The following is a 15,854-nucleotide window of genomic DNA, read 5'->3' on the forward strand; positions in this document are numbered from 1 at the left end:
TGTCCCCAGCGTGCAGACCCCGCAGCGTGAAGTCCATCGAAGGAGAATCAGCCAGTGGCCATCATTGAGCAGGTAGGAGCCCGCGAGATCCTCGATTCGCGTGGTAACCCCACGGTCGAGGTCGAGGTGCTGCTCGACGACGGAAGTTTCGCCCGCGCTGCGGTGCCGTCCGGTGCTTCCACCGGTGAGCACGAGGCCGTCGAGCTGCGCGACGGCGGCGAGCGCTACTTGGGCAAGGGCGTCGAGCAGGCCGTCGAGGGCGTCCTCGGCGAGATCGCCCCGGCGATCATCGGTCTCGACGCGACCGAACAGCGCACCGTCGACCAGGCCCTCCTCGACACCGACGGCACCCCCGACAAGGGCCGGCTCGGAGCCAACGCGCTCCTCGGTGCCTCCCTCGCCGTCGCCAAGGCGGCGGCCGAGTCCTCCGGGCTCGAGCTGTTCCGCTACCTCGGCGGCCCGAACGCCCACATCCTGCCCGTGCCGATGATGAACATCCTCAACGGCGGCGCTCACGCCGACACCGGCGTCGACGTGCAGGAGTTCATGGTCGCCCCGATCGGCGCGCCCACCTTCAAGGAGTCCCTGCGCTGGGGCGCCGAGGTGTACCACTCCCTCAAGTCCGTGCTCAAGAGCCGCGGCCTGGCCACCGGCCTCGGTGACGAGGGTGGATTCGCGCCCGACGTCGCCGGCACCAAGGAGGCCCTCGACCTCATCAGCGAGGCCGTCGCCAAGACCGGTCTGAAGCTCGGAACGGATGTCGCGCTCGCGCTGGACGTCGCCGCCACCGAGTTCTACACCGCGGGCACCGGCTACAAGTTCGAGGGCAAGGACCGCACCGCGGACGAGCTCGCCGACTTCTACGACGAGTTGCTCTCCGCATACCCGCTCGTGTCCATCGAGGACCCGCTGAGCGAGGACGACTGGGACGGCTGGGTCGCGCTGACCGACAAGATCGGCAACAAGGTGCAGCTGGTCGGCGACGACCTCTTCGTCACCAACCCCGAGCGCCTCGAGGAAGGCATCGTCAAGGGTGCCGCCAACGCGCTGCTCGTGAAGGTGAACCAGATCGGCACCCTCACCGAGACCCTCGACGCGGTCGATCTCGCGCATCGCAACGGGTACAAGTCGATGATGAGCCACCGCTCCGGCGAGACCGAGGACACCACCATCGCGGACCTCGCCGTCGCCGTGGGCAGCGGCCAGATCAAGACCGGTGCTCCGGCCCGCTCCGAGCGCGTCGCCAAGTACAACCAGCTGCTGCGCATCGAGGAGTCGCTCGGCGACGCCGCCCGGTACGCCGGCGAACTGGCGTTCCCGCGTTTCAACATCGAGGGCTGAGCGCACCCGCATGAGCCAGCGCGGTAGGTCCCGGCCCGGCGCCCGACGCACCCGCACCGAGGGTGCGCCGGGCGCTCGGCGGCCCGGCCGGGCCCGCCCGGCCGGACCGACTGCCTCGACGGAACCGACCGCCGACGCCTCCGGTGCCCGCACCGGAGGCACCGGGGGCCGGGCCCGGCCCACCCGGGTCGGGACGCCGCGCGAGTCCCGGGCCGCCCGCGCCGAGCGCACCTTCTTCGGCCTGTCCACCGGCCGTGCCGTCGTCCTCGCCCTCGTGGTGTGCGGGCTCGCCCTGACCCTCGCGGTTCCGCTGCGCACGTACGTCAGCCAACGGTCCGAGGCCGAGCGGGTCGCCGCGGAACGGGCGCAGCTCGAGCAGGAGATCGCGGCGCTGCGCGAACAGAAGGCGCAGATCGAGGATCCCGCGTGGATCCGCGCCCAGGCCCGCGAGCGCCTGCGGTTCGTCATGCCCGGCGAAACCCCCTACCAGGTGCAGTTGCCCGGCGACTATCAGGAACCGGTCGCCGAGCAAGCCGAGGAACTGCCTTCCACGGGCGCCTGGTACAGCGACCTGTGGCAGTCGGTGTCCGTGCCCGCGCCAGAACCCGAACCCGCCCCGGTGCCGCGGCAGATGCCGGTGGCGCCCCCAGAACCAGGAGAACCGACCGGGTGACCGATCCCGTCGCACAGGAAGACCTCGACGCCGTCGCCGCCCAGCTCGGGCGGGCTCCGCGTGGCGTTCTCGCCATCGCCTACCGCTGCCCGGACGGCGCCCCCGGCGTGGTGAAGACCGCACCCAAGCTGCCCGACGGCACGCCGTTCCCGACGCTGTTCTACCTCACCGATCCGCGGCTCACCGCCGAGGCCAGCCGGCAGGAATCCGGTGGGGTCATGAGGGAGATGACCGAGCGGATCGCCGCCGACCCGGAGATCGCGGCCGCGTACCGCCGTGCCCACGAGTCCTACCTGGCCGAACGCGACGCCATCGAATCGCTCGGCACCGACTTCAGCGGCGGCGGCATGCCCGACCGCGTCAAGTGCCTGCACGTACTCATCGCTCATTCCCTCGCCAAAGGACCCGGGGTGAACCCGTTCGGCGACGAAGCCGTCGCCCTCGCCGCCGACGCCGGCCTGCGCGGCACCGCGATCCCCGCCGACTGGCCCACCTACGCCGAACTGCGCGGGCAGGGCGAGTGACCGCGGGTACCCGCCGCGTCGCGGCGATCGATTGCGGCACCAACTCCATCCGCCTGCTCATCGCCGATCTCGACGACGGCGGCCGGCTCACCGACGTCACCCGGTTGATGCGGGTCGTGCGGCTCGGCCAGGGCGTCGACGCGACCGGCCGGCTCGCCCCCGAGGCGATCGAACGCACCCGCGTCGCCCTCGTCGAATACGCCGGCCTCGTCCGCGAGACCGGGGCGCAGGCGGTGCGAATGGTCGCCACCTCCGCCACCCGCGACGCCGCCAACCGGGACGACTTCTTCGCCATGACCCGCGAGGTCCTCGGCGCGGTGATCGCCGGTGCCGAGGCCGAAGTCATCTCCGGCGACGAGGAAGCGCGGCTGTCCTTCACCGGCGCCGTGGGCGAACTCGACCCGGCACGCGGGCCGTTCGTCGTCGTCGACCTCGGCGGCGGTTCCACCGAGGTGGTGCTCGGCGACGCGGACGGCGTGCACGCCGCCTACTCCACCGACATCGGGTGCGTGCGCCTGACCGAGCGGTGCCTGCACGACGACCCGCCCACGGCCGAGCAGGTCGCCGCGGCGCGCACGTTCGCGGGGGAGAAGATCACCGAAGCGCTCGCCCACGTGCCGGTGGAGCAGGCTCGCACCTGGGTCGGCGTCGCCGGCACCATGACCACGATCGCGGCGCTCGCGAACGGGCTCGAGGAATACGACCCCGAGCGGGTGCACCTGTCCACCGTCGGCTTCGACCGGCTGCGCCAGGTGTGCGACGGCCTGCTCGCCGCCACCCACGACGAACGCGCCGCGCTCGGCCCGATGCACCCCGGACGGGTCGACGTCATCGGGGGCGGAGCCGTCGTCACGACGGTGCTGGCCGACGAACTCGCTCGTCGCGCGGGCATCGGCGAGCTGGTCGTGAGCGAGCACGACATCCTCGACGGGATCGCACTGTCGATCGCGTAGGCAGCCGCGGCACTCAGCCGCTCCGCGCCCAGCCGTACGCGCTGACGATCGTCTCCGCGGATGACTGGGCGCGACGCGGCTGCGGGCCCCGAGGCGCCACGCTCTACTCTCTTCATGCGCCCCCATAGCCCAATTGGCAGAGGCAGCGGACTTAAAATCCGCCGAGTGTCGGTTCGAGTCCGACTGGGGGCACCACAACCCAACCAGCTGTGAGCCGACCCGACCGGCGCGTTCGATACGGCTTCCAGACCGCCCCGCGTGGGGCCGAGGGCGATGGTCGTGACGGGCATCACTGGCAGCCGCGACTTCCGCCCCTACAATGCCCTGTGTGCTTACCGAACCAAACGATCGCCTGGGCGCGTCCGTCCGGAGGGGTGCAGTGCGGCTCGGCATCGTGTGGGGGTCGCTGGCCCTCGCAACCGGAGTCTCACCCCTCGCCGCCGCGGATCCGGGTACCGCCGACGAACAGGTCCGCGCCTCCGCGCCGGAGTTCGCTCCGATTCCAGGGATGGCAGCCTCCCCGCTCGTGGCCACCGCCGACGAGGGGGTCGAGGGCATCCGCCGCGCACCGGCTCCGCTGGTCCTGCGTGCGGCCGACGACTTCGATCGTCCGGACGGTCCGCTCGGCCCGAACTGGATCACCCACGGGGGCGGCACCCTGAAGATCGTGAACGGTCATCTCGACGGCCGGGGGACTCCGTCGACCCCGCTGAGTCTCGCGTTCTGGAGTGAGCCGATGCCGAGCGAGACGCAGGTGATGCGGTGTGTGGTCCGCTGGAACGGACGCGACCCGGAGCACTCGTCGATCGGTCCGGTGGTGCGTGCCAATCCCGGTGTCGACACCGGTGTGCAGTTCGCGTTCACCGAGAGCATGATGGCGTTGTACTACGAGGATCCTTCCAGCCCGAACGGATTCGCTCCCGCCGCGGGGACGCCGCAGTACGCGTCCACGTCGAAGTTCCCCGAAGGCGCGGTCGTCGAGCTGCGTGCCGACGGGAACCGGTACACGGCCAGGGTCAATGGCAGGATCGTGCTGCAGGGGACCGTGGAGGCCGACCAGATCCCGTTCACCAATCGGTACGTCGGCACGGTCATCCAGGACGACAGCCGGGAACGGGGCGGTGGACAGCCCCCCGCTCAGCTCGACGATTGCCGGGCGTTGACTCCCTGACGGGGCCCGTCGAGCAGAGACCCGGCGGAAGCGGCGAACCGCTCACGGCATCCGGGAGGGTTCGGCAGGACACGTCGTCAGGCGGGGAGAACCGACGACACGCCACCGATCCAGTTGCCGTCGGGTAGTTCGATCGCTCTTCCCACCCGGCACGGGGTCCGCGATGACGATACGTTCGGAACATGTCGAACGAATCCGAAAGTGCCGTTCTGTCCCTCACGACGCCGGTCACGATGAGTATCGTCCGGGCCTTCCTCGCGGGCGCTCCCGAAGACGCCACGCTGGAACTCGATTCTTCCGATCCCGGAGAGCCGAAGCTTCTGCTGACCTGGGCGAAGCGTCAGAAGGGGTGATCCACGGCCGGGACGGTCCCGACCGGTCGGGTCAGGACCGCTCCCGGTTCTCCCGTTTCTCCCAGTCGTGCCCGACCTGTTCCTCCAGCGTCCATTCCGGGGCTCCCGACCGCGGGTGGGTGTGCGCCCATGCGAGGGCTTCGTCCTGGGTCTCGAACGACTGCTGGTCGATGACGGCACCGTCTCGGTCCACAATCCGAAAGTGCTTCACACCCGGAATCGTTCCAGGCGAACATTCCCTTCGGGCCGCATTCGGCCGAATACGACGCCCGGAACGCAGGGGAGGGGTGGCACGACGGCCGCCGGCGAGTCTTCCGCCGCAGTCTCAGCGCAGCGTCCCGCCCGAGGCCAGCAGCAACAGCACTGTCGCCGAGACGACGACCGCGACGACGACGGCGACGATCGCCACCATGCCGCGCGGGGCCTCGGGGTCACCGAAGAGCGGTTCGTCCTTGTTCCACTTCCACGGGCAGCGCACAGCTACAGGAAACCGGATGTCCGGTATGTCTGCAAGGCGTAGTCCCGCCGGCGGTTACGAGCAGAGACGATTCCTGATGCAGTCGTCCAGCTCGGCCGGCATGATGTGATAGGCCTCCGCGATGTGTTCGCGTGGGATTCTTTGCGTGACAACCTCTTTCGGGTTGAGGTAACCGTTACGGATGTGCTCGGACAAGCGTGGCGATCGACGCTCGACCGGGCACTGGTTCATCCGCAGCGTCAGTCCCTCGTCCATGGAGTCCCCGAACTTCACGGCGCTGAACGTCGAGCCGTACGCGCCCATCACCGGGATCGTCCCGGCCTTGCGGACCGAGTCGATCGCCCAGTTCAGGGTTGTACATCTCGGCGTGCGCGAACGTGCGCGTCTTCGCGAGTCGGTAGTCGAGGGGATCGATCACGATCACGCGTCCGGCTGTGAACCACAGGGTGTCCGATCCGCCCTCCGAGAGTCCTCGGGCGCCGAAGGGGCTAACTCTTCGTCGCCTCGACCACTCGCTCGGCCACCGCCCGCGACGACGCCGGGTTCTGCCCGGTGTAGAGGCTGCGGTCGACGACCACGTGTGATTCCCATGCCGGTCCCGCGTCGAATCGGGCGCCGCTCTCGCGGAGGCGGTCCTCGAGCAGCCACGGCGCCTTCTCGGCGAGCCCGGCCTGCGTCTCCTCCTCGTTGGTGAAGCCGGTCATCCGGTACCCGTCGAAGAGCCAGCCGCCGTCGGCACCTCGTGCGGGCAACAACGCTGCGGGAGCATGGCATACGACGGAGACGAGCTTGCCGGCGGCCATGAACTCCGCGAGCAGCCTGCCGAACGGTTCGGACACGGCGAGGTCCTCCATCGGGCCGTGCCCGCCCGGGACGAACACGAGGTCGTAGTCCTCGGCGCGCACGTCCTCGAGTACGGCGGGCGAGTCGAGGACCGGCCTCAGCTCCGTGAGGGTCCGCCGCAGCTCGTCACTGCGGTCCTCGCCGCCGGCGGCGTCGGGTGCGAGGCTGGCCTCGTCCACGACCGGGCTGCGGCCGCCCGGCGTGGCGAACGTGAGATGGAAGCCGGCATCGGTGAACACCCGGTACGGCTCGATCAGTTCCTCGGCCCAGAATCCCGTCGGGTGTTGCGTCCCGTCGGCGAGCGTCCAGTGATCGGCTCCTGTCACGACGAACAGCACCTCGGTCATGATCAATCCTTCCGGTCGGGAACGGGTCGTGGGGCGACCCACAGGGTGCGTTCCCGTTCCCGGCCGGTTCCAATCGTCGTTCCGGGCATCGCCCGGAATGACGAACGCCCCGGCACGGAGCCGGGGCGTTCGCGTGGCCGGGTCTTCCCCTCCGGCCGTGGTCCACTGTACGCGACCGGGCGGCGGTCCGGCCGCACGGGTCATCCGTTGCGAGGGCGGCGCCGGGATCGTCTGGCGGGCACGTCATCCCGCAGTCCGAAACCGATTTCCCGCAGTACGGAACGACGCGGACGGCGATCAGGCCCGGGCGGAGAAGATGGCGTTGTAGTCGTAGGGGCCGCTCGGCGGCTGCGAGGTCGCGACGGGCTCGGTGCTGCCCTCGTCGCCGGGAGTGGTGGGCTCGACGAAGAGCGGCGTCTGGAACTCGGTTTCGTTGTGCATGATGTCCTTTCGGGCCGGCGAGCCGTGTCGGGCGGCGTAGCTGTGGTACCCCGACGCTGCCGCCGCTACACCCGCACCCGGTATGCGGGTACGGCAGTTCCGGGGCAGGGCTCGGTGGGTGGTGCTCGACCGAAATCACGCTGTACTCGCCCGACCGGAAGCGATCGACCGAGACGTGTCGTCGATGCCCTCACCCTACACGCCGCTGGATGGCCGATGCGTTACGCGCACGGAACCGGTGCGTGACGTGTCGCGGGGTGCGGCGCGGCGAGGTGGGGCAAAGTCTTGTTCGTCCGGTTCGGTCGCGTCTACGGTGAGTTCGGACCGCGTGTACGACACTCCGAATCGGAGGCCGCTATGAAGGCCGGCAACATCGTCATGTTCGTGGTGGGTGTTCTGCTGTCGATGCTCGGACTGGCCCTGCTCGCCGCCGCCGGCGTGCTCGGCTGGGGGTACTTCGTCCAGCGCGACGACGGCTGGTTCACCGCTCCGACCGAGCGTTTCCGCACCGACTCGAGCGCCCTCGTCTCCGAACGCATCGACCTGGTCTTCGACGACACGCCCACCGGTTTCGGCGCCGAGGACTTCGGCCGGCTCAGGTTGCGTGCGGCATCGGAGGATCCCGGACAGCCGGTGTTCGTCGGCATCGGCCCGCAGCGGGAGGTCGACGCCTTCCTGTCCGGGGTCGCACACGCCGAACTCACCGACGTCCGGTTCGAGCCGTTCCGCGCCGAGTACCGCGAGATCCCCGGCGACGACCCCGCCCGGGTGCCCGGTGACGAGGACTTCTGGGCCGCGTCGGCTGCCGGACCCGGGACACAGGAATTGCGCTGGGACTTCCAGGAAGGGGTGTGGTCGATCGTCGTGATGAACGCCGACGCCACCCCGGGCGTCGTCGTGGACCTGCAGGCGGGCGCCCAGTTCCCGTTCCTGGGACCCCTCGCGCTGTGGCTGCTCGTCAGTGCTCTCGTCCTGCTCGTGATCGGGGTGCCGCTGCTCGTCCTCGGCGCGGTGGGGCTCGGCCGGCACGGTCCGCCCTCGGCGCACGCTCCGCCGCCGGCCGCCGTCGCCCCGGGCACCTACCCGGTGATGTTGCGCGGCGACCCGGACTCGCCGTCGCGCTGGCTGTGGCTCGTGAAGTGGCTCTTGGCGATCCCGCACTACATCGTGCTCTTCTTCCTCGCGATCGCGCACTTCGTCACGACCGTCGTCGCGGGCTTCGCGATCCTGTTCACCGGCCGCTACCCGCGGGCGCTGTTCGACTTCAACGTCGGCGTGATGCGGTGGTGGTGGCGGGTGGGGTTCTACACCTACTCGGCGCTGGGCACCGACCGGTATCCGCCCTTCAGCCTGCATCGCACGGACTACCCCGCCGACTTCGACGTCCCCTATCCGGAACGTCTCTCCCGGGGACTGGTGCTGGTCAAGTGGTGGCTGCTCGCCGTCCCGCACTACCTGATCCTCGCCGTGCTCGTCGGAGGCGGGGCCACCGCGACCTCAGGCGACTGGGACGACGCGGCGTGGACCTACTCGTGGTCCCTGCTCGGCATTCTCGTGCTCGTCGCGGCGATCGCCCTGCTGTTCACCGCCCGCTACCCGAGCGGGGTGTTCGATCTCGTCGTGGGCATCAACCGCTGGCGTTTCCGGGTGTGGGCCTACGCGGCGCTGCTGCGCGACGAGTACCCGCCGTTCCGGCTCGACCAGGGCCCCCGGGAACTGCACGAGTACGCGCCGCTGGCCGGGCCGCGCGACGACCTCTCACCGGAACCCGGTCGAACGCAGATTCCGCTGTCGAAGGAGCAGTACGGCAACGCGACCTCCGGGGAGCAGGCACGGCCGGGGGAGGGACGCTGACGGCCCCGGAAACGAGCCGTGGCCCCGTCGACGGGGTCGACGGGGCCACGCGCGTGCTTGCGCGCCGCGGCGCTACTTCTTGAACGAGTCCTTGACCTTGCCGGCGGCATCGGAGATCTTGTCGCCCGCCTGCTTCAGACCGCTCGACGCCTGGTCGCCCCGGCCCTCGGCCTCGAGGTCGCGGTCGCCGGTCGCGCGGCCGGCGCCTTCCTTGGCCTGACCGGTGACGTCCTCGGCCTTGTGCTTGGCCTTGTCGATGAAATCAGCCACTTCATCCTCCTTCGTCCGTGGTCACTTCCATCCCCGGATACCCCGGCCCCGGCCATGCCAATCCTGGGGGCTCGGGTTTGAGTGCCGGATCGCCGGGGAAAGCCCCCGGCATGGCTACATACCGAGTGATCGACCCCAAGGGCGAAGTGGTGGCGACCAAGGACATCGAGAGCGCGGACGACGCGCACGCCTGGTTCGTGGACTCCAAGGCCGACAACAGCGAACTGGGCTGGCGTATGGAGGTCAGGGTCGAGGGCGACGACGACTGGCGGTTCTTCGACGACTCCGAAGGAACCACGTAGCCGAGCAGACACGTGCCGTACCCGGCGTCCGTCACAACCAGTTGCGTTGCTTGAACACGATGTAGAGGGTTCCCGCGGACGCGGCGATGACCGCGGTGCTCGACAGCACCCCGCTCCACTGCCCGAAGCCGGGGTACGGCACGTTCTGTCCGTACCACCCTGTCACCGCGGTGGGCACGGCGATGATCGCGGCCCACCCCGTGAGCTTCTTCATCACCGTGTTCAGCTGCGCGTCCTGCAGCGACAGGTTCGTTTCGAAGACCGTGGTGACCATGTCACGCAGGGATTCGGTCCATTCCGTCGCGCGGATGACGTGGTCGTACAGGTCGCTGTACCAGCCGTCGAGTTCGACGGAGTTGCCCCGCTCGGCCCGGTGCCGCATCACCGCGGCGACCACCTCGCGCATCGGCAGGACGACACGGCGCAACTGGACGAGTTCCTTGCGTACCCGGTAGGTGCGACGCTGGAGCGAGCGTATGTGCGCACGCTCGTCGAACAGCCCGTCCTCGAGTTCCTCGATCGCGTCGTCGAGGCCCTGGATGGCCTCGAACTGGCCGTCGACGACGACGTCGAGCAGCCCGTGCAGCAGCGCGGCGGTGCCGTGCCGCAGCAGGTCGGCGTTGTCGTCCCAGCGCCGCACCATCTCCTCGACGTCGAATCCGGTACCCCGGTGCACCGTGACCAGGCCGCGTGGGACCACGAACACCGAGACCCGCGTGGTCTCGAGCCGGGACCCGAGCGTGTCGGCCGGCTCGCTCCCGTACGCCAGCGACGTGGCGTAGACGGTCAGGAAGGTGTGCGTGGAGTAGCGGGTGACTTTCGTGCGTTCCCCGTGCGCCACCACGTCCTCGACGGCGTGCGGATCGAATGCCAGCTCCTCCGCGATGTCGGTCAGCTCGCGGTGCGTCGGATCGTGCAGATCCACCCACACCAGGGCGGTCTCGTCCCGGAGGTAGTCGGAGACGTCCGCAAGCGGGTAGTTCTCGGCGACGAGCCGTCCGTCGCGCCAGAGCCTGGTGCGGATGTGGTCGGGGACGGCAGCGGTCACGCTCGCAGTCTGCCCTACCCCGGGGTGTTCGGGGCGGCCCGGGTTCACAGCGCGATGCTCGCGCCGCCGGCCTCCGCCAGCCGCACCATCTCGTCGAGGAAGGCCTCGTCCACGGCCGGCCAGTCCGGGGGCCACAACAGGGTGCGCAGCCGATCGCGTAGCAGGGGCAGGAGCGGCACCACGTGGGCCCCGCCGTCGACGAGGTAGCGGAGCATGCCCAGGCGCCCGCACGTCGCCACGGCGGGGGCCAGCACGTGCTGGGCCTCCTCGATCCGTCCGGCGGCGTGCAGGCACGCCACCAGCAGCCGCAGCGCCTGCAGTTCGGCGCGACGGCGGCCGCGTCCGGAGACGCGGCGGTGCCACAGCCGGGCCCACTCGCATGCCACGGCGGCGTCCTCGGGCCTGCCGCTGCCGTAGAGCAGCCGGATGGCGGTGGCGTCCTCCACCTGCGCGGTGATCTCGGCGACGCCGTCGGGGTCGGGGGCATCGGAATCGGGCATCTGTCGCGGGGCGGGCTGCGGCCCCGGCAGGCCGAGCCGCACGCGTTCGTTGACCACCCGGGCACGCAGTCGCGGCAGCCGATAGTCGTCGGCGGCCCGCGCTCCCTCGTCGAGCAGGGCCGCCGCGGCGACGCGGTCACCGCGCAGGGACTTGAGCCGCGCGGCCGTGACGAACCGGGCGATCATGAAGTCCGGTACGCCGCCCTCGGTTCCGAGCTCGTGACTTTCGTCGAGCAAGGCCTCGGCCTCGGTGATCCGGCCCTGTTCGTAGAGCAGCTCCCCGAGCATGGCGGCGGCCAGCCGCGCGGCGTGGGTGTGGATGCCGCCCACTTTGCGCGCGGCCCGCAGTCCCGCACGGAAATGTCCCTCGGCCGCGGCGACGTCGAGCTGCTCGTTGGCCGCGATGCCGAGCAGGCACTGCCCGTACACGCGGCTGAAGGGGCCGTTGGAGGCGCGGTGGTAGGGCTCGGCCCACCGCTGCCGCCGCCGGGCGGCTTCGAAGTCGAACCGGTAGATGTCCACGAAGGTCGCCACGTTCGCCGCGACGGACACCACCCACGGCCGGAAGGCGTCCGGATCGTCCAGGCACGGCGCGACCTTGTCCGCCACGTCGGCGATGCGGTCGGTGGAGACTGCGACGACACCCTCGACGACGTCGGCCTCGACCTGCAGGACCGCGATGTCCTCCGCCGCCGCATTGCAGCAGCTGAAACATCCCCGCGCCGCCGCGAGTGCGGTGCGGGTCTGGTTGGCCCGCTGCAGCAACGCGTTCGCCCACGCCACCGTCATCTGCAGCCGCGGGTGCGTGGCCACCACGCGGGGCGGTAGCTTCGCGACCAGCGCCAGCAGGGTCGTCATGTGGGAGTGCTCGATCAGGAACATCCCGTCGGCGGCGATGATGTCGACGGCGAGTTCCTGGTCGTCGGCGCTGAGCGCGTGGTCCACGGCCTCGCGCAGCATGTGCTGGTGTGCGAACCATTGCGCAGCGGCACGATGGAGCGGCTCCACGCGTTCGGGATGATCACGCTCGAGCCGACGGCGCAGGAAATCCGCGAACAGCCGGTGGTAGCGGAACCAGCTGCCCTCGTCGTCGACCCGGCGCAGGAACAGATCCCGGGCCTCGATCTGCTCGAGCATCGCCTGTCCGTGCAGGTCGCCGGTGAGCGCGGTGGCGAGGCTGCCGGTGATCTCGTCGGTGACGGACGTCGCGAGCAGGAACTCGTACACCTCCGGCTCGAGGGTGTCGAGCACGTTGTCTGCGAGGAACTCGCCGATGGCGTGGTGGCGGCCCGAGAGGTTCTCGATCAGATCGGTCGGGTCCTCGCTGTCGCGCAGGGACAGGGACACCAGTTGCAGCGCGGCGACCCAGCCGTCGGTGACTTCGGTCAGGCCCCGGATGTCCTCGAGTCCGAGGTCGAGGCCGCTCACGTCGCGTAGGAAGCCCTCGGCTTCCTCGGCGTCGAACCGCAAAGCCTCGGAGTCGATCTCGACGAGCTCGTCGAGGACCCGCATCCGGCTGAGCGGCAGCCCGGCCCGGCTTCGGCTGGTCACCACGAGCTGCAGGTGATGACATCCTCGGTCGAGGAGGAAGTCCAGTGCCGCGACGGTTCCCGGTGCGGTGACGAGGTGCCAGTCCTCGATCACCAAGGCCATCGGGGTCTCCTCGTGATGGATCTCGTCGATGAGGGTGGACAGGACGTACCGTTCGGCGTCGTCGCCGTGGGCCTCGAGCACCTGCCGCAGCTGGCGGGCGAACTGCGGACGCACCTGCCGGAACGCCTCGATCAGATGGGTGAGGAACCACACGACGTCGTTGTCGTCCCGGTCGACCGCGAGCCAGGCCACCGCGACGCCCTCGGCGGTGAGGACCTCCCGCCACTGTGCGGCCAGCGTCGACTTCCCGAATCCGGTCGGGGCATGGATCGCGACGAGGCGGCGGCGGCGGGCGAGGCGCAGCCGGTCGATGAGGTGGGTGCGCGGGACCAGCGGTCGGCTGGCGGCGTGCGGCCGGAACCGGGTCACCGGCACCGGCGGCGTGGTGATCGAGGTGGGCGTGAGGTGGGGTCCGGTGGTGTGCGGGGTTCCCGGGACGGGCAGCGGCCCGGGTCCGTCCGGATCCGCGGGCAGCGCCATCTCGTCCACGTCGCAGCCGCCCCGCTCCTGGGCCCGCTGCAGCAACTCCCCGAACTCCGCGGCGGACTGCGGACGGGCATCCGGATCGGTGGCCATGCCGCGTTCCAGGGCAGAGCACACCTCCTCGGGGACGCCGGTGCCCCGCAGATCCGGGACCGGTTCGGTGGTGATCCGCAGGAACTGCGTGACCACCTGCTCCCCGCGGCGCCGCTCGAACGCCGCATGCCCGGTCAGCGCGCAGAACAGGGTGGCGGCCAGACCGTAGACGTCGGCGGCCGGGGTCGGCGGCGACCCGGCCAGGATCTCCGGCGCGGTGAAGGCGGGGGAGCCCGTGATCGCGCCGGACGAGGTGCGGAAGCCGTCCGCGATGCGGGCGATGCCGAAGTCGGTGAGCTGCGGTTCGCCGTACTGGGTGAGCAGGATGTTCGCGGGCTTGACGTCGCGGTGCAGCACGTCGGCCCGGTGCGCCGTCTCGAGCGCCCCGGCGAGCTTGACGCCGATGCGCAGCACGTCCGGCCACGGCAACGGCCCGTAGCGGCGGATGCGCGCCTCGAGCGAGTCGTGGGGGTGGTAGTGCATGACCAGGTAGGGCCGGCCACTGCCGGTGGTGCCGACCTGCAGGACGGTGACGATGTGCGGATGCCCGGAGAGCCTGCCCATCGCGCGCTGCTCGCGGAGGAATCGGTCGAGGTTGTCGGCGTCGAGCGGGGCGGTGAGCACCTTCACCGCGACGGTGCGCTCGAGCGCCGTCTCCCGGCACCGGTACACCACCCCGAAGCCACCACGGCCGATCTCGGTTGCCTCGGCGAACCCCGCGAGGCGCAGATCCTCGACGGTCTCGTCCTCCGCCGCGGCGACGTGGGAGACCGTGGCTCGCTGGGTGGCGAGGGGATCGTTCTCTGCCATCGGGGCACTCACCTCATGTGGATTCCTCCAGGATAGTCCCGGGTGTGGCGGGCACGACACGGATGGATCGCCGGTTCTCCATTACCGTTGTCCGGCCGGGGCTCCCGGCAACGACGGCCGGATCTTCCGGGAAACGACACTGCGATCGGAATTGGGAAACGATGAAGAAGACTCTCGCGGCGCTGTTCGGTACGGGTGCGGTGCTGCTCGCGGCGGCCTGCGGCTCGTCCGGTGACTCCGGCTCCGCAGCCGAGGGGACCACCGAGTCCACCACCGCCGCGCCGAGCACGAGCCAGGTCACCGGAAGCACGGGCATCGAGCTGGGCCAGAGCTACGACGAGATCTGCGGCGCCCTCGTGCCGTACTTCGACCAGCTCGAATCCTGGGGACAGGACCGCGCCCAGGCTGCTGCCTCCGTCGCCGACGCGCAGAAGTCGCTGCCGGCGTGGGCGGAGCTGAGCGAGGAGCAGCAGGCCGACACCCTGCGTGCCATCGAGAACGCCGGCAAGGGGCAGTGCTGACCGGCGAGGAGCTGTTCGCCCGGTTGCGGCGCCTCCCCGACGTGGAGGCGCCCAACCTGGTCGCCGTCGACGCCGCCGACCGGTTGATTCTCGACGAGGCCGGTGCCGCGCTCGCCGCGGCGCCGGCCGGGACCGTCGCGGTGATCGACGACCACTACGGGGCTCTCACGCTCGGCGTCGCCGTGCGGCACTCCGCGTCGGGGATCCGGGTTCACCAGGACTCGGTGGTGGGGGAGCGGGCCCTGGCCGCGAACGCCGCCCGCGAAGGACTGACCGATCGTTACACCACGCACGACCTCGGCAGCGACCTGCTCGCCGGGGTCCGGGTGGTGCTGCTGCAGTTGCCGCGGTCGCTCGCCGCGCTCACCGAGATCGCCGAGGCCGTCGCCCGGTATGCCGATCCCGGTGTGACGGTGTTCGCCGGGGGTCGCGACAAGCACATCACGCCCGCGATGAACGAGGTACTGGCCCGGTGCTTCACGGAGGTACGCGCCTCCCGCGGCCGGCAGAAGTCGCGGGTGCTCACCGCCCGCGGCCCGATCGCGACCGAGCCGACCTACCCGGTGACCGGCACGGTGCCCGAGGCGGGGCTGACCGTCGTCGCGCACGGGGCGGCGTTCGCCGGCCCCCGCCTGGACATCGGCACCCGGTTCCTGCTGGGCTTCGTGCCCCGGTTGCCGCGCGACGCGAGGACCGCCGTCGACCTCGGCTGCGGCACCGGCATCCTGGCCGTCGCCGCGGCCCGGCAGCTCCCCGGCCTGCGGGTGACCGCCACCGACCAGTCGGCCGCGGCGGTCGCCTCGGCCGCCGCCACCGCCGCCGCGAACCACGTCGCCGACCGGGTCGACGTACTGCGCGACGACGTCGCCGGGACGCTGCCGGACGCCTCCGTGGACGTGGTGTTGTGCAATCCGCCGTTCCACGTCGGCGCCGCCGTGCACACCGGTGCCGCCGTGAAGATGTTCGACGCGGCGGCCCGGCTGCTGCGTCCGGGCGGGGAACTGTGGACCGTCTACAACACCCACCTGAACTATCGTGGGATCCTGCAGCGGACGATCGGCCGCACGGAAGTTGCCGGACGCAACCGTAAGTTCACCGTGACCAGGTCCGTGCGCACCCGGTAGAGTCCGGTTTGTCCGTGCTCGGCTCGGGTCCGGGAACTCCCGGCGTCCGCGGATCGTTGAACGGACAGAACC

17 protein-coding genes, 1 tRNA gene and 1 pseudogene are annotated in these 15,854 nt (G+C 70.6%); 11 read left to right on the forward strand and 8 right to left on the reverse strand.

Features of this window, described 5'->3' with window-relative positions; all coding sequences use genetic code 11:
* Positions 1-54 precede the first annotated feature (54 nt).
* The 7 genes from eno (at position 55) to LZP97_RS01930 (ending at position 5,015) form a co-directional block, all read left to right on the forward strand.
* Positions 55-1,341: a phosphopyruvate hydratase gene (eno, locus tag LZP97_RS01900; protein ID WP_003935106.1), complete on the forward strand. Its 1,287-nt coding sequence runs from the start codon at positions 55-57 to the stop codon at positions 1,339-1,341.
* Positions 1,342-1,351: 10 nt separating this feature from the next.
* Positions 1,352-2,014, forward strand: a complete 663-nt coding sequence (locus LZP97_RS01905; protein WP_048771906.1) for an FtsB family cell division protein — start codon at positions 1,352-1,354, stop codon at positions 2,012-2,014.
* Complete coding sequence (locus tag LZP97_RS01910; RefSeq protein ID WP_040274530.1) at positions 2,011-2,538, forward strand: DUF501 domain-containing protein; 528 nt, start codon at positions 2,011-2,013, stop codon at positions 2,536-2,538. The genes LZP97_RS01905 and LZP97_RS01910 overlap by 4 nt, the downstream gene beginning before the upstream one ends.
* Complete coding sequence (locus LZP97_RS01915) at positions 2,535-3,491, forward strand: Ppx/GppA phosphatase family protein (RefSeq protein WP_040274533.1); 957 nt, start codon at positions 2,535-2,537, stop codon at positions 3,489-3,491. The genes LZP97_RS01910 and LZP97_RS01915 overlap by 4 nt, the downstream gene beginning before the upstream one ends.
* Before the next feature lie 118 nt (positions 3,492-3,609).
* A tRNA-Leu gene (locus LZP97_RS01920) sits at positions 3,610-3,686 on the forward strand.
* Between the two features lie 133 nt (positions 3,687-3,819).
* On the forward strand, positions 3,820-4,662 hold the full coding sequence (locus LZP97_RS01925) for a hypothetical protein (protein ID WP_234420169.1): 843 nt from the start codon (positions 3,820-3,822) through the stop codon (positions 4,660-4,662).
* A gap of 182 nt (positions 4,663-4,844) precedes the next feature.
* Entirely contained in the window at positions 4,845-5,015 is a 171-nt protein-coding gene (locus tag LZP97_RS01930) for a hypothetical protein (protein ID WP_162919285.1), read from the forward strand.
* A gap of 31 nt (positions 5,016-5,046) precedes the next feature.
* On the opposite strand, the gene LZP97_RS01935 is transcribed toward LZP97_RS01930, so the two are convergent.
* From LZP97_RS01935 to LZP97_RS01955, 5 genes and pseudogenes are all read right to left on the reverse strand, one after another.
* Positions 5,047-5,208 (reverse strand): hypothetical protein, encoded by a 162-nt coding sequence (locus LZP97_RS01935; RefSeq protein WP_234420170.1) that lies wholly within the window; start codon positions 5,206-5,208, stop codon positions 5,047-5,049.
* Positions 5,209-5,340: 132 nt separating this feature from the next.
* The gene (locus LZP97_RS01940; protein WP_156525151.1) at positions 5,341-5,493 is read right to left on the reverse strand and encodes a hypothetical protein; all 153 of its coding nucleotides are present in this window, start codon (positions 5,491-5,493) and stop codon (positions 5,341-5,343) included.
* Positions 5,494-5,547: 54 nt separating this feature from the next.
* Positions 5,548-5,977: pseudogene (locus tag LZP97_RS01945) on the reverse strand (glutathione-dependent formaldehyde dehydrogenase); the annotation flags it as partial.
* 4 nt (positions 5,978-5,981) lie between these two features.
* Entirely contained in the window at positions 5,982-6,683 is a 702-nt protein-coding gene (locus LZP97_RS01950) for a type 1 glutamine amidotransferase domain-containing protein (RefSeq protein ID WP_040274538.1), read from the reverse strand.
* A gap of 297 nt (positions 6,684-6,980) precedes the next feature.
* Positions 6,981-7,124, reverse strand: coding sequence for a hypothetical protein (locus LZP97_RS01955; protein WP_169833332.1), 144 nt, complete (start codon positions 7,122-7,124; stop codon positions 6,981-6,983).
* Between the two features lie 357 nt (positions 7,125-7,481).
* Here LZP97_RS01955 and LZP97_RS01960 point away from each other — a divergent pair, with 357 nt between their 5' ends.
* Entirely contained in the window at positions 7,482-8,978 is a 1,497-nt protein-coding gene (locus tag LZP97_RS01960; protein ID WP_048771891.1) for a DUF4389 domain-containing protein, read from the forward strand.
* Between the two features lie 72 nt (positions 8,979-9,050).
* On the opposite strand, the gene LZP97_RS01965 is transcribed toward LZP97_RS01960, so the two are convergent.
* Positions 9,051-9,248 (reverse strand): CsbD family protein, encoded by a 198-nt coding sequence (locus LZP97_RS01965; protein ID WP_003935098.1) that lies wholly within the window; start codon positions 9,246-9,248, stop codon positions 9,051-9,053.
* Positions 9,249-9,358: 110 nt separating this feature from the next.
* Here LZP97_RS01965 and LZP97_RS01970 point away from each other — a divergent pair, with 110 nt between their 5' ends.
* Entirely contained in the window at positions 9,359-9,550 is a 192-nt protein-coding gene (locus LZP97_RS01970; RefSeq protein WP_010592900.1) for a hypothetical protein, read from the forward strand.
* A gap of 31 nt (positions 9,551-9,581) precedes the next feature.
* Here LZP97_RS01970 and LZP97_RS01975 read toward each other — a convergent pair whose 3' ends face one another.
* Both LZP97_RS01975 and LZP97_RS01980 read right to left on the reverse strand, forming a co-directional pair.
* On the reverse strand, positions 9,582-10,598 hold the full coding sequence (locus LZP97_RS01975; protein ID WP_048771887.1) for a magnesium transporter CorA family protein: 1,017 nt from the start codon (positions 10,596-10,598) through the stop codon (positions 9,582-9,584).
* A gap of 44 nt (positions 10,599-10,642) precedes the next feature.
* A complete protein-coding gene (locus LZP97_RS01980) occupies positions 10,643-14,137 on the reverse strand; it encodes a serine/threonine-protein kinase (RefSeq protein WP_048771885.1) in 3,495 nt (1,164 codons plus the stop codon).
* 161 nt (positions 14,138-14,298) lie between these two features.
* On the opposite strand from LZP97_RS01980, the gene LZP97_RS01985 reads away from it, so the two are divergent.
* Together LZP97_RS01985 and LZP97_RS01990 are read left to right on the forward strand one after the other, a co-directional pair.
* Complete coding sequence (locus LZP97_RS01985) at positions 14,299-14,658, forward strand: hypothetical protein (protein ID WP_048771882.1); 360 nt, start codon at positions 14,299-14,301, stop codon at positions 14,656-14,658.
* Positions 14,652-15,782, forward strand: coding sequence for a class I SAM-dependent methyltransferase (locus LZP97_RS01990; RefSeq protein WP_048771880.1), 1,131 nt, complete (start codon positions 14,652-14,654; stop codon positions 15,780-15,782). The genes LZP97_RS01985 and LZP97_RS01990 overlap by 7 nt, the downstream gene beginning before the upstream one ends.
* Positions 15,783-15,854 lie beyond the last annotated feature (72 nt).

Source organism: Rhodococcus sp. DMF-1 (assembly GCF_021441945.1).
GTDB classification, from domain to species: Bacteria; Actinomycetota; Actinomycetes; order Mycobacteriales; family Mycobacteriaceae; genus Rhodococcus; species Rhodococcus ruber.

Coding starts and splice junctions, on each gene's coding strand:
- LZP97_RS01955 (WP_169833332.1), bottom strand. CDS start 7,124: ATGCACAACGAAACCGAGTTCCAGACGCCGCTCTTCGTCGAGCCCACC.
- LZP97_RS01905 (WP_048771906.1), top strand. CDS start 1,352: ATGAGCCAGCGCGGTAGGTCCCGGCCCGGCGCCCGACGCACCCGCACC.
- LZP97_RS01970 (WP_010592900.1), top strand. CDS start 9,359: ATGGCTACATACCGAGTGATCGACCCCAAGGGCGAAGTGGTGGCGACC.
- LZP97_RS01980 (WP_048771885.1), bottom strand. CDS start 14,137: ATGGCAGAGAACGATCCCCTCGCCACCCAGCGAGCCACGGTCTCCCAC.
- LZP97_RS01960 (WP_048771891.1), top strand. CDS start 7,482: ATGAAGGCCGGCAACATCGTCATGTTCGTGGTGGGTGTTCTGCTGTCG.
- LZP97_RS01930 (WP_162919285.1), top strand. CDS start 4,845: ATGTCGAACGAATCCGAAAGTGCCGTTCTGTCCCTCACGACGCCGGTC.
- LZP97_RS01950 (WP_040274538.1), bottom strand. CDS start 6,683: ATGACCGAGGTGCTGTTCGTCGTGACAGGAGCCGATCACTGGACGCTC.
- LZP97_RS01985 (WP_048771882.1), top strand. CDS start 14,299: ATGAAGAAGACTCTCGCGGCGCTGTTCGGTACGGGTGCGGTGCTGCTC.